A 13,117-nucleotide genomic window follows, 5' to 3' on the forward strand; every position below is an offset into this window, starting at 1 on the left:
AGGGGCGAACTAGACTCTTCTGGTGACCTCCGGCCGATCCTTCTATGCCACGACGCCGATCTACTACCCGAGCGACGTGCCGCACATCGGCCACGGCTACACGACCGTGGCGGTGGACGCGCTCGCCCGCTGGCACCGCCAGGCCGGCGACGACACCTGGATGCTCACGGGCACCGACGAGCACGGCCAGAAGATGATGCGCGCCGCCGCCGCCAACGGCGCGACGCCGCAGGAGTGGGTCGACCGGCTCGTCGCCGAGTCCTGGTATCCGCTGCTGGAGACCCTCGACGTCGCCAACGACGACTTCATCCGCACCACCCAGCCGCGCCACGAGGAGCGCGTGCGCGAGTTCGTGCAGGCGATCTACGACCGCGGCTACATCTACGCCGGCGAGTTCGAGGCCCTGTACTGCGTGGGCTGCGAGGAGTTCAAGACCGAGGCCGAGATCCTCGACGGCACCGGCGCGTTCGAGGGCCTGAAGGTGTGCGCGATCCACTCCAAGCCGCTGGAGCTGCTGCAGGAGAAGAACTACTTCTTCAAGCTCAGCGAGTTCCAGGACCGGCTGCTGGAGCTGTACAGGACCGTACCGGACTTCATCCGCCCCGAGTCGGCCCGCAACGAGGTCGTCTCCTTCGTCAAGAGCGGACTGAAGGACCTGTCGATCTCGCGCTCGACGTTCGACTGGGGCATCAAGGTGCCGTGGGACGAGTCGCACGTCATCTACGTGTGGGTGGACGCGCTGCTGAACTACGCCACGGCCGTCGGCTTCGGCACCGATCCCGAGCAGTTCGCGCGGCGCTGGCCGGCGTACCACATCGTCGGCAAGGACATCCTGCGCTTCCACGCGGTGATCTGGCCGGCCATGCTGATGGCCGCCGGTGTCGAGGTGCCGCGCGGCGTGTTCGCGCACGGCTGGCTGCTGGTCGGCGGCGAGAAGATGTCGAAGTCGAAGCTCACCGGCATCGCGCCCGCCGAGATCACCGACGTGTTCGGCTCCGACGCGTACCGCTTCTACTTCCTGTCGGCCATCGCCTTCGGCCAGGACGGCTCGTTCTCGTGGGAGGACCTGTCGGCGCGGTACCAGGCCGAGCTCGCCAACGGCTTCGGCAACCTCGCATCGCGCACCGTCGCGATGATCGAGCGGTACTACGAAGGCATCGTCCCGCCGCCGGACGGGTACACCGAGGCGGACCTCGGGATCCAGAGGACCGTGGCGGATGCCGCCGCGGCGGCGGACGCCGCGATCGACCGGTTCCGCATCGACGAGGCGATCTCGGCGATCTGGACGATCGTGGACGAGCTCAACGGCTACATCACCGACAACGAGCCGTGGGCGCTCGCGAAGGACGACGCCCAGCGGTCGCGCCTGGGGACGGTGCTCTACACGTGCGCCGAGGGTCTGCGCGCCCTCGCGACGCTCCTGTCGCCGGTGATGCCGGCGGCGACCGAGAAGCTGTGGGTCGCGCTCGGTGCGGCCGAGATGCTCGGCCGGCTGCAGGACCAGCCGATCCGCGAGGCGGGCGCGTGGGGCGTGCTCACGCCCGGCACGAGCGTGAACGGGCTCTCGCCGCTGTTCCCGCGCGTCGAGCAGCACGCCTGACGTCGCCGCGCGCCGGGGCATCCGTGTCCCACTTCTGGCCGCATGCGAGCCGCCGGCGCGACCAGATTCGGGACACGGCCCCCGGTGCCGGCCCGAGCCGGATGGAGCGTGTCCCACTTCTGGTCGCTCGAGCCGGCGCCAGGCGACCAGAATGGGGACACGGATGCCGGGGACGACGGATGCCGCCGGAGAGGAACAACGCATGAGCCAGCCCGACCCGAGCCAGTACGTGCGCGAGCGCGAGAAGGGTTCGCGCGACGTCAGCTACCCGGCGGCGCCCGAACCCCTCGGCATCCCGACCTACGACAACCACGCCCACCTCGAGATCGCCGATGGACCGGACGGCGGTCTCACGCTCGACGAGCAGCTGGCGCGCGCCGGTGAGGTCGGCGTCATCGGCGTCGTGCAGGCCGGCGGCGACATCGAGTCCAGCCGCTGGTCGGCGTGGGCGGCGGCGTCGCACCCGCGCGTCCTCGCGGCCGTCGCGATCCACCCGAACGAAGCCCCCGCCTACGCCGATGCCGGGCGCCTCGACGAGGCGATCGCCGTCGTCGACGAGCTCGCCGCGCAGCCGCGCGTGCGGGCGATCGGCGAGACGGGGCTGGACTTCTTCCGCACCGACGAGGCGGGGCTCCCCGCGCAGTTCACGAGCTTCGAGGCGCACATCGCACTGGCGAAGAAGCACGGGATCGCGATGCAGATCCATGACCGCGACGCCCACGATGCCGTCCTCGAGACGCTCGAGCGGGTCGGAGCGCCCGACCGCACGGTGTTCCACTGCTTCTCGGGCGACGAGGAGATGGCGCGCATCGCCGCCGATCGCGGCTACTACCTGTCGTTCGCCGGCAATGTGACGTTCAAGAACGCGCAGAACCTGCGCGACGCCCTCGCCGTGACGCCGCGCGAGCGGATCCTCGTCGAGACCGACGCCCCGTTCCTCACGCCCACGCCGCACCGGGGCCGTCCGAACGCGCCGTACCTCATCCCGGTCACCGTGCGGTTCATGGCGGCGGAGCTCGGGATGGACGCCGAGGCGCTGGCGGCGCAGATCGCGGCGAACACGCTCGAGGTCTACGGACCGTTCGAGCCGGTGTGACGCCCGTCGCGCCCGGGGACGGCACCCGCCGCTGGGTAGGGTGAACGCATGTCCGTGTCTCTCCTCGGTGCCGCCGAGATCCGCTCCCTCGCCGCCGAGCTCGACGTCACCCCGACCAAGAAGCTGGGGCAGAACTTCGTCGTCGACGCGAACACGGTGCGCAAGATCGTGCACGTGGCGGACGTGCGCGACGGCGAGCGGGTCGTCGAAGTCGGTCCGGGCCTGGGCTCGCTGACGCTGGCGATCCTCGAGACCGGAGCGAGCGTGACCGCGGTCGAGATCGACCACCGCCTCGCCGAGCGGCTGCCCGCCACCGCCGCCGCCCACGGCGTGTCCGCCGGCGCGCTGACCGTGGTCGACGCCGACGCCCTGCGGGTGACCGACCTGCCGGGGGACCCGAGCGTGCTCGTGGCGAATCTTCCCTACAACGTCAGCGTTCCGGTGCTGCTGCACTTCCTCGAGACGTTCCCCGGACTCCGGCGTGGCGTCGTGATGGTGCAGTCCGAGGTGGGCGAGCGCCTCGCGGCGCCGCCGGGATCGAAGGTGTACGGGGCTCCCAGCGTCAAGGCCGCGTGGTACGGCCCGTGGCGGCTGGCGGGCTCGGTGTCCCGCCAGGTCTTCTGGCCGGTCCCCAACGTCGACAGCGTGCTGGTCGCGTTCGAGCGCGACGACGAGCCCCGCGGCGACGAGGAGCTCCGGCGTCGCACGTTCGCGATCGTCGACGCCGCGTTCCAGCAGCGGCGCAAGATGCTCCGTCAGGCGCTCGCGTCGAGGCTGGGCGGCAGCGCAGCGCAGGCGTCCGAGCTGCTCGAGCGGGCGGGGGTCGCCCCCACCGCGCGCGGCGAAGAGCTGGCGATCGAGGACTTCGTGCGCATCGCCCTGGCCGCCGGCTGACGCCGCCGGCCGACGCCGCCGGCACCTCCGGCACGGCGAATTCGCCGAGTGTTCACGCGGCGGTGGCCCGCAGGTACGAAACATGCCTGTAACATTCCCCGGAGCCTCGTTCCATCCGCGGGGCGGAGGAGAAGATCGGATGCGGACCGCCGAGTACCCCGACCCCGAGCGCGTGCTGCTGCACATCAGCGACACCCACCTGCGCGCGGACTCGCGCCTGTTCGACCTCGTCGACGGCGCAGAGCGCCTGGAGCGGGCGCTGCGGGCGATCGAGGGGACCGGCATCCGTCCCGACGCCGTGGTCTTCACCGGCGACCTCGCCGATCTCGGCGAGGAGCGCGCGTACGCCGACCTGCGGGGGCTCGTCGAGCCGTTCGTCGAGCGACTCGGCACGCGCGTCTTCTGGGTCATGGGCAACCACGACGACCGGGCGGCGTTCCGCGCCGCGCTGCTCGACGACGCCTCGGCCGACATGCGTCCGGTCGACCGCGCCTTCGAGCTGGACGGGCTGCGCCTGATCACGCTCGACTCGACCGTCCCCGGCGCGCACCACGGACAGCTGCGCGACGAGCAGCTGGAGTGGCTCGCCGACGAGCTGGCGACCCCCGCGCCGCTCGGCACGATCCTGGCGATGCACCACCCGCCGGTGCCGAGCGTGCTGCCGCTGGCCGCCACCGTCGAGCTCCGCGACCAGCGGAGTCTCGCGCGCGTGCTGCGCGGCACCGACGTGCGCGCCATCATCGCCGGCCACCTGCACTATTCGACCTTCGCGACGTTCGCGGGCATCCCCGTCTCCGTCGCCTCGTCGACCTGCTACGCGCAGGACCTCACGGTCCCGACGGGTGGCACGCGCCCGCAGGACGGCGCGCAGGCGTTCAACCTCGTGCACCTGTACGACGACACCGTCGTGCACTCGGTCGTGCCCGTCGACGCGCCTCAGACGCTCGAGTACATCGACCCCGACGAGGCCCGGCGACGCCTGCGGGACGCCGGGATCGCCCCGATCAGCCCCGCCCGGCGGGATGCGCCGATCGAGCCGCGCGCTCTTCTTCGCTGATCTCGGTCTTCTCCCACGGGGCGCGCACGGGGAACATCCGCTCCAGCGCGGCGCGCAGCGCCGGCACGCGCAGCTCCTCGGGGACTTCGCTGCTGCCGCCGTCGTTCAGGCAGAACATGTCCACGTCGGTGCGCTCCGCGAGCCGGTCCATGCGCCGCAGCGAGTTCGCGAGCGTGGTCTGGACGTACTCGACGCGGGGGCGCCGCGTCGAGACGGCGCGACCGGTCATGAGCGCGTAGTAGTGGTACAGGCTGTTGGTCACCGAGATGTCGGTGGCGCTGCGGAAGCGCGATGCCGCGGTGCGCGCGAAGTCCTCCGCGAAGGTCTCCTCGAGCTCGGCCATGACGCTGCGCCGCAGGGGCGTGGCGCAGTGCTCCAGGTCGCGCACGATCGTGCGTCCGAAGCGCTCGCGCAGCAGGGCCCTGTTCACGCGCAGGCCGTTGTCGTGTCCGCTGCGGTGCACGTCGGGCGCTCCGGGGCCGATCCGCACGCCGCACTCGACGAACTTCGTCACACCCGCCGACGAGAAGAACAGCTCGGGCTCGACGGCGCGGCCGAAGAACATGTCGTCGTTGGAATACAGGAAGTGCTCGGCGATGCCGGGGATGCGGTGCAGCTGAGCCTCGACCGCGTGCGAGTTGTGGGTCGGCAGCACGCTCGGGTCGGCGAAGAACTCCTCGCTGCGCACGATCGTCACCTTCGGGTGCTCGGCCAGCCACGCCGGTGCGGGGGAGTCGGTCGCGATGAAGATCCGCCTCACCCACGGCGCGTGCATGTGGACGCTGCGCAGGGCGTAGCGCAGCTCGTCGACGTGCCGGTAGCGGGCGGGTCCCTCGTCGCCCTCACCCACCACGTACTCGGCCATCTGCGCGGCGCGCTGGCGCTGGAAGTCGCTCGACGAGCCGTCGACCCACGAGAAGACGAGGTCGACCTCGCCGGTGAACTCGTCGGGCTGCGGGTCGAACATGCCCGCGACCGTGCGCCACGAGCGGCCGTACCGCTCGACGCGGTCGAAGGCGACGTCCTCCGCCGGCGTGACCTTGCGCAGCAGCGCGTTGGCCGCGGGGGCGTCGACGGTCTCGTCGCCGAAGCGCCAGAACTCCACACGGGCGCCGACGGAGGCGCCGTACCGCCGTCCGCCCGACGCCGTGATCCGCGGTCGGAAGAAGCGGATCGTCGTCGGCTCGGCTGCCGGCGCGCGAGTGTCCTGCGCGAGCACCGCCGGCCGGTTCTTCGTCTTGGCGTACAGCGGCTCGCGCGCTGCCACGGCGGCGATCGCCGTCATCGCGGCCTCGGCGGCGGCCAGGTCGACCACGAGCGCCGGGAGCGTCCGGTTCTGCCGGATCAGCAGCGGCTCGATCCCCGCCTCCTCGAGCGCGGCGGCGACCAGCAGCAGATCCGCGATGCGCGCGTCGGCCGGGGTCGTCGAGTCGTGCACGAGGTGCATCATTCCGCGCTCGAGCACGATGTCCTCGCGATCGAGCAGTCGTGTGGCCGGCGACGGCAGCGGCGGGAGCGCAGACAGCGCGGGCATGGCATCCTCCTCCCCGGCCGGGGGCGCACGTGGCCGGTGGCCACACACTAGGCGCGCTCTATTACGGCGACGTTTCCCGGACGATAGCCTCGGTGCATGACCGATGCTCCGCGCTTCCGCTCCGACCTGGCCGACATCCACCGTCCCTACACGGCGGCACCCGAGCGATACGCGACGACCGGCTATCGCCAGGTGGGCACCTCGGGGCTGTACCTGCCGCCGATCTCGCTGGGCCTGTGGTGGAACTTCGGCGACAACATCCCGTTCGACAACCAGCGGGCGCTGCTGCGCCACGCCTTCGACAGCGGCATCAACCACTTCGACCTCGCCAACAACTACGGCCCGCCCTACGGCTCAGCCGAGACGAACTTCGGCCGCATGATGCGCGAGGACTTCGCGCCCTACCGGGACGAGCTCATCATCTCGTCGAAGGCCGGGTGGGACATGTGGCCGGGTCCCTACGGCGACCTCGGGTCGCGCAAGTACATCCTCGCCAGCGCCGACCAGTCGCTGGGTCGCATGGGGCTGGACTACGTCGACATCTTCTACTCCCACCGGGTCGACCCGGTGACCCCCATCGAGGAGACGGTCGGGGCGCTGGACACGCTCGTGCGCCAGGGCAAGGCCCTGTACGTCGGGATCTCGTCGTACAGCGCCGAGCGCACCGCGATCGCCGCCGCCGTGGCCCGATCCCTCGGGACCCCCCTGGTGATCCACCAGCCGGCCTACTCGATCCTCAACCGCTGGATCGAGGACGGGCTGACCGGCGTGCTCGACAAGGAGGGGATGGGCGCGATCGCGTTCACGCCGCTCGCGCAGGGACTGCTGACCGGCAAGTACCTCGGTGACGGGCCCGCCGAGCGCGCCCAGAAGCGCCGGTCGCTGCCGGACGCCGAGCTCAGCGACAAGGGCAGGGCGACGCTGCGGGCGCTGAACGTCATCGCGACCGAGCGCGGCCAGTCGCTCGCGCAGATGGCCATCCAGTGGGTGCTGCGCGAGCCCGTGGTGGCCTCCGCGCTCATCGGCGCGTCGCGCCCGGAGCAGCTGGACGAGAACCTGGCCGCCCTCGACGGCCCCGCCTTCACCACCGAGGAGATCGAGCAGATCGACGGCCTGTCCGACGGCATCGACGTCGATCTGTGGGCGGATTCGGCGACGCTGTGACCCTGCCCGTCGCCTCCGAGCGCGTCCACGTGCGGGCGCCGGGGAAGCTCAACGTCTTCTTCGAGGTCGGGGACGTTCAGGAGGACGGCTACCACGACGTCGCCTCGGCCTATCAGGCCGTGTCGCTCTACGAGGACGTGTGGGCCGAGCCCGCCGACGACTTCACGCTCGCGGTGTCAGGCACCGTCGACGTCTCGCTCGTGCCGGCCGACGACCGCAACCTGGCGCTGCGGGCCGCGCGCCTGGTCGCCCAGCGCATCGGATACGACGGGGGCGTGCACCTCGACATCGTCAAGCATGTGCCCGTCGCCGGCGGCATGGGCGGCGGATCGGCGGACGCCGCCGCCGCGCTCGTCGCGTGCGACGCCCTGTGGGGCGGGCAGCTGGGCTCCGCCGAGCTGCTGCGGCTCGCGGCCCGGCTCGGCGCCGACGTCCCGTTCGCGCTCATGGGCGGCACCGCCATCGGCACCGGCCGCGGCGACCAGCTGAGCCCCGCGCTGGCCCAGGGGCGGTTCGAGTGGGTGCTGGTCACCAGCGACGTCGGGCTGTCGACCCCCGAGGTGTACGGCCATCTCGACAGCCTGCGCGCCCGTCCCGACATCGTCCCGGCGCGTGCGGTCCCCGCCGTCGACCCGGAGGTCCTGCAGGCGCTGCGGGCAGGCGACCCGGCAGCCCTCGCCGCGCGCACGCGCAACGACCTCCAGCCGGCGGCCCTGAGCCTCAGGCCCGACCTGGGCGACATCCTCGACGCCGGTGCGAAGGCGGGTGCGCTCGTCGGCCTCGTGTCGGGTTCGGGGCCCACCGTCGCCCTGCTGGCGGCGGACGCGGCTGCGGCGCTCGATCTTCAGGTGACGCTCTCGGCCGCCGGCCACGTCGCCCTGCACGTGCACGGTCCCGTCGCGGGCGCGCGCGTCCTCGCCCGCTGACCGGGCACCCGGAGACAGGAGAGTCCCGCATGACGACCTCGAAAGCCGCCGACGACCCGCTGGCGCGCGCATGGCTGGACGCGCCGCCCGACCCGCCGACGCAGGCCGCGCTCGCCGCACGCGACCTCGAGCTCAGACGAGTGGATCCCGATGACCGCGCCGCCTACGCGGCGTGGCTGCAGGCGGCCTCGCGCGGATTCCTGGACGACGAGCGCACGGAGGCGCAGATCGACGCGGCGCGCGAGCGCGCCGGCCACCGCCGCGTTTCGGGGGTCTACGACGTCACGGGCGCCATGCCCGAGGTCCCCGTCGGCACGATCGGATCCTGGATCACGCCCCTGACCGTCCCGGGGGATCGCACGGTGCCCTCGTGCGCGATCTCGGCGGTCACGGTCGCGCCGACCCACCGTCGCCGCGGCATCGCGCGCGCGATGCTCGAGGGCGAGCTGCGCGAGGCCGCCGGACGCGGCGTCCCCGTGGCATCGCTCACCGTGAGCGAGTCGACGATCTACGGGCGGTTCGGCTTCGCGCCCGCGGCGGCGAGCGCGTCGTGGCGCCTCGACACCAAGCGGGCGACGTGGACCGGCCCGACGCCGGACGGGCGTGTCGACTTCATCCCGCGGTCGGACGCGCGCGAGCTCGCCGAAGCCGTCCACGAGCGCGTGCGGCTGCGCACGGCGGGCGAGGTGCGGGTGCCCGCCGCGCTGTGGGACACGCTCGCCGGCACGCGCCCCGACGCCAAGGACCCCGGGCGCGTGCGCGCGATCCGCTACCAGGACGCCGCCGGCGACGTCCAGGGCGTGGCGATGTACACCGTGCGCGAGAACGCGGACGACTACGCGGCTTCGTCGGCGGCCGTGCGATACCTCGTCGCCGCGACGGACGATGCCTACGCGGCGCTGTGGCGCTACGTGGTCGAGCTGGATCTGATCGGCGAGGTCACGGCGACGGAGCTGGCCGTCGACGAGCCTCTGCTGTGGATGATCTCCGATCAGCGCGCCGCCACCGTCACCGTCTCGGACCACCACTACGTGCGCGTGCTGGACGTGCCGCGCGCGCTCGAGGCGCGCGCCTACGGCGCAGCCGGCACCGTCGCGCTCGCCGTGGACGATCCCCTCGGGATCGCCGGCGGCGACTACGTGCTCGAGGCCGATCCGGGCGGTCGCGGGAGCGTGCGCCGGGGCGCCGCGCCTGAGGGAGCCGTGACCCTGGCCCTGGGGATCTCGGAGCTCGCCGCGATCCATCTCGGCGGTGTGTCGGTCGCCGTCCTCGCCGCGGCCGGCCGCCTCCGCTGCTCGGACGTCACGGCCGCATCACGGGTCTTCGGATGGCATCGCGAGCCGCGCCTGAGCTTCTGGTACTGACGCTGCGTGGGCGTCACCGCCGTGTGCGCTGCGGAACACTACGGCAGATGTGACGGTCCGGCAACGCCCGGGTGCGGATCGGCCCTGCGTCCCCGGTGTCCGATAGCGTGGATGACCCGAGACAGGCGAGTGGGAGCCGACGAGGAGAGCGCGTGATCGAGTTCGTCGAGGTGTCCAAGACGTTCCCGGACGGCACCGTCGCCGTCGACGGGTTCAGCGTGGTGATGCCGCCGCATCGCACGACCGTGCTGGTGGGGTCGTCCGGATCGGGCAAGACCACGCTGCTGCGCATGGTCAACCGCATGGTGGACCCCTCGTCCGGCCGGGTCGAGATCGACGGCGAGGACGTCGCGGGGCGCGACCCGGTGCGGCTGCGCCGCTCGATCGGCTACGTGATGCAGAACTCCGGGCTGCTGCCGCACTTCTCCGTCGTCGACAACATCGCCGCCGTGCCGGTGCTCAGCGGCCAGACGCGGCGCGCGGCCCGGACCCGCGCCCTCGAGCTGATGGACACAGTGGGGCTGGACCGCGCGATGGCGAACCGCTACCCGGGGCAGCTCTCGGGCGGCCAGCAGCAGCGCGTCGGCGTCGCTCGCGGTCTCGCCGCCGACCCGAACATCCTCCTGATGGACGAGCCATTCGGCGCGGTGGACCCGATCGTCCGGTCGGAGCTGCAGCAGGAGCTGCTGCGCCTGCAACGCGAGATCGGCAAGACGATCGTGTTCGTCACGCACGACATCGATGAGGCTTTCCTGCTCGGCGACCAGGTCGTCATCCTCGAGCGCCAGGCGCACATCGCGCAGATCGGGGCGCCCGACGACATCATCGCCGACCCCGCGAACGACTTCGTCTCGACGTTCATCGGCGCCGAGCGCGGCAAGCGCGCTCTGACCCTGCGGCGCACCCCGACCGGCACGGTCGTGGTCGATGCCGAAGGGCGCGCGCAGGGCGCCCTTGTCGACGGGGATCCGCCGACGTGAGCTGGGTGCTGGACAACCTCGGGCTCATCGGAGAGCTGACCGTGGTCCACCTGCGTCAGAGCGCCATCGCGATCGCCCTGGGCCTGATCGCGTCGCTGCCGCTGGGCTGGGTCGCGTGGCGCTATCGCCTGCTCCGAGGCTGGGTGATCACGATCACGGGCCTGCTGTACACGATCCCGTCGCTGGCGCTGCTCATCCTGCTGCCGACGGTCTTCGCCTACAGCGCCCTGAGCGAGACGAACCTGATCGTCGCGCTGACGATCTACGCGGTGGCGATCATGGTCCGCTCGGTCACCGACGGCCTCGACTCCGTCGACGAGGACGTGCGTCGCTCGGCCACCGCGGTGGGCTTCTCCGGGGCGCGCCGCTTCTTCCAGGTCGAGCTGCCGCTGGCGGGTCCGGTGATCCTGGCCGGCCTGCGCGTGACGGCGGTCAGCACGATCTCGCTGGCGACCGTCGGCATCCTGGTGGGCGTGACGAACCTCGGCTACCTGTTCACGAACGGACTCCAGCGCCGCATCATCCCCGAGGTGCTCGCGGGCGTCGTCGCGGTCATGGTCCTCGCCCTCGTCATCGACGGCCTCCTGGTCCTTGCCGGACGCGTCATCATGCCCTGGACGCGGCGGTCGGTCGTCTCCGGCGTCCCGTCGCGGTCCGGCCGCCGCCAGGCGGCAGTTGAGGCGGCCGCATGAACCTCTTCCTGGACGCCATCGCGTGGATCTTCTCGCCGGACCGCCTCGAGGGGCAGTACGCGCTCCCGGTGCTGCTGGCGCAGCAGCTGTGGTACACCGCGGTGTCGGTCCTGATCGCCGCCGTGATCGCCGTTCCCGCCGGATGGCTGATCGGGCACACCGGTCGGGGCCGCGAAGTCGCCGTGGCCGTGGCAGGTGCCGCGCGCGCGATCCCGTCGTTCGGCCTCCTGGTGCTCCTGGTGCTCGTCTTCGGCGTCCTGCACCGCCCCGAGGCCGCGGTGGTCACGTTCGTGATCCTGGCGATCCCGTCCCTGCTGGCCGGCGCCTACACCGGTTTCGAGGCCATCGACCGCCGCGTGATCGACGCCGCCCGCGCGATGGGCATGACCGAGTGGCAGATCCTGTTCAAGGTCGAGGTCCCGCTGGGGCTGCCGCTCCTGATCGGCGGCCTGCGCTCGTCTGTGCTGCAGGTCGTGGCGACCGTCACGATCGCCGCCTACGTCAATCTCGGCGGTCTCGGCTTCCCGATCATCCAGGGCATCCCGCTCGGACGCTTCGACCAGGTGCTCGGAGGCGCGATCCTCGTCGCGGTGCTGGCGCTCGTGCTGGATGCCCTCCTGGCGTGGGCGCAGCACGCGGCGGTCCCGCGCGCGCTGCGCGCCTCCGCCCCGAGCGGCCGCCGAACCCCGTCGTCCCGCAATACCGACCGCACCACCACCACAGAAGAGAGAATCGCAGCATGATGACAGCGCACCGACCCCGCTTCCTGGCCGCCGCCGCGCTCGCGGCCGCGGCGTCCTTGACCCTCGCGGGCTGCTCCTCGAGCGATCCGCTGGACTCCGGCTCCGCCGACGACGGCGAGACGTCGTCGGCGGAGACGATCGTCGTCGGCTCGCAGGCGTACTACTCGAACGAGATCATCGCCGAGATCTACGCCCAGGCCCTCGAGGGCGCCGGGTTCGAGGTGGAACGTCAGTTCCAGATCGGCCAGCGCGACGCCTACATCCCGGCGCTCGAGTCCGGCGAGGTCGATCTGATGCCCGAGTACACCGGCAACCTGCTGCAGTACTTCGACCCCGAGACGCCTGCGCGCACCGCCGACGACGTCTACGCCGCGCTGCCCGATGCGCTGCCCGAGGGCCTGACCGTCCTCGACCAGGCGTCGGCGACCGACCAGGACTCGTACACCGTCACGTCCGCCTTCGCCCAGGAGTGGGACCTCGTCGAGATCGGCGACCTGGCGAACGTGGACGGCACCCTGACGCTCGGGGGCGCCCCCGAGCTGGCCGAGCGCCCGTACGGTCCCACCGGCCTGTCGGAGGTCTACGGCGTCGACGTGGAGTTCTCGGCGACCGGCGACACGACGTTCGAGGACCTCGTTGCCGGCACCGTGCAGGTCGCGAACATCTACACCGCGGATCCCCGCATCCAGACCGAGGACCTCGTGGTCCTCGCCGACCCCGAGGGTCTCTTCCTCGCGTCGAACGTCGTCCCGCTGGCGGGCGCCGAGATCGCCGCCGAGATCGCCGACGTGATCGACCCGATCAGTGCGGCGCTGACCCCCGAGGGGCTCGTGGCGATGAACGTGCAGAGCACGCAGGACCAGATGTCCTCGGCCGACATCGCGACGCAGTGGCTGCAGGAGAACGGGCTGATCTGAACCTGATCGACGAAGCCCCCGTGTCCGGCGTCGGATACGGGGGCTTCGTGTCGCGCAGGCCGCGGGTCAGTGGCCCTGGCAGCGGTCCTTCTCGGCGACGCCCGCGAGGGCGAGCTCGACGTGCTGGCCGCAGCCCGCCCACGTGGGCTT

General features: G+C 72.0%; 12 protein-coding genes. 11 read left to right on the plus strand and 1 reads right to left on the minus strand.

The features are described from left to right. The first annotated feature begins 22 nt into the window (after positions 1-22). The 4 genes from metG (at position 23) to P0L94_02210 (ending at position 4,647) form a co-directional block, all read left to right on the plus strand. On the plus strand, positions 23-1,600 hold the full coding sequence (metG, locus tag P0L94_02195; GenBank protein WES64893.1) for a methionine--tRNA ligase: 1,578 nt from the start codon (positions 23-25) through the stop codon (positions 1,598-1,600). 202 nt (positions 1,601-1,802) lie between these two features. Beyond that, a complete protein-coding gene (locus tag P0L94_02200) occupies positions 1,803-2,696 on the plus strand; it encodes a TatD family hydrolase (GenBank protein ID WES64894.1) in 894 nt (297 codons plus the stop codon). A gap of 48 nt (positions 2,697-2,744) precedes the next feature. Next, the gene (gene rsmA / locus P0L94_02205) at positions 2,745-3,590 is read left to right on the plus strand and encodes a 16S rRNA (adenine(1518)-N(6)/adenine(1519)-N(6))-dimethyltransferase RsmA (protein WES64895.1); all 846 of its coding nucleotides are present in this window, start codon (positions 2,745-2,747) and stop codon (positions 3,588-3,590) included. Positions 3,591-3,729: 139 nt separating this feature from the next. Then, a complete protein-coding gene (locus P0L94_02210; protein WES64896.1) occupies positions 3,730-4,647 on the plus strand; it encodes a phosphodiesterase in 918 nt (305 codons plus the stop codon). Here P0L94_02210 and P0L94_02215 read toward each other — a convergent pair. Continuing rightward, positions 4,595-6,181 (minus strand): stealth conserved region 3 domain-containing protein, encoded by a 1,587-nt coding sequence (locus tag P0L94_02215; GenBank protein WES64897.1) that lies wholly within the window; start codon positions 6,179-6,181, stop codon positions 4,595-4,597. The genes P0L94_02210 and P0L94_02215 overlap by 53 nt on opposite strands. Before the next feature lie 96 nt (positions 6,182-6,277). Between P0L94_02215 and mgrA the strand changes: the two genes are divergently transcribed. The 7 genes from mgrA to P0L94_02250 all read left to right on the plus strand — a co-directional run bounded on the left by mgrA (position 6,278) and on the right by P0L94_02250 (position 12,967). Further along, the gene (mgrA, locus tag P0L94_02220) at positions 6,278-7,345 is read left to right on the plus strand and encodes an L-glyceraldehyde 3-phosphate reductase (protein WES64898.1); all 1,068 of its coding nucleotides are present in this window, start codon (positions 6,278-6,280) and stop codon (positions 7,343-7,345) included. After that, the gene (locus tag P0L94_02225) at positions 7,342-8,271 is read left to right on the plus strand and encodes a 4-(cytidine 5'-diphospho)-2-C-methyl-D-erythritol kinase (GenBank protein WES64899.1); all 930 of its coding nucleotides are present in this window, start codon (positions 7,342-7,344) and stop codon (positions 8,269-8,271) included. The genes mgrA and P0L94_02225 overlap by 4 nt, the downstream gene beginning before the upstream one ends. A gap of 29 nt (positions 8,272-8,300) precedes the next feature. Next, positions 8,301-9,635, plus strand: a complete 1,335-nt coding sequence (locus P0L94_02230; GenBank protein WES64900.1) for a GNAT family N-acetyltransferase — start codon at positions 8,301-8,303, stop codon at positions 9,633-9,635. 152 nt (positions 9,636-9,787) lie between these two features. After that, entirely contained in the window at positions 9,788-10,615 is an 828-nt protein-coding gene (locus P0L94_02235) for an ATP-binding cassette domain-containing protein (GenBank protein ID WES64901.1), read from the plus strand. After that, complete coding sequence (locus P0L94_02240; GenBank protein ID WES64902.1) at positions 10,612-11,307, plus strand: ABC transporter permease; 696 nt, start codon at positions 10,612-10,614, stop codon at positions 11,305-11,307. Before P0L94_02235 ends, P0L94_02240 begins: the two co-directional genes overlap by 4 nt. Next, positions 11,304-12,050, plus strand: a complete 747-nt coding sequence (locus tag P0L94_02245) for an ABC transporter permease subunit (GenBank protein ID WES64903.1) — start codon at positions 11,304-11,306, stop codon at positions 12,048-12,050. The genes P0L94_02240 and P0L94_02245 overlap by 4 nt, the downstream gene beginning before the upstream one ends. Next, positions 12,047-12,967, plus strand: a complete 921-nt coding sequence (locus P0L94_02250) for an ABC transporter substrate-binding protein (protein WES64904.1) — start codon at positions 12,047-12,049, stop codon at positions 12,965-12,967. The genes P0L94_02245 and P0L94_02250 overlap by 4 nt, the downstream gene beginning before the upstream one ends. The last annotated feature ends 150 nt before the right edge of the window (positions 12,968-13,117 follow it).

This window comes from Microbacter sp. GSS18 (assembly GCA_029319145.1).
GTDB lineage: Bacteria > Actinomycetota > Actinomycetes > Actinomycetales > Microbacteriaceae > Microbacterium.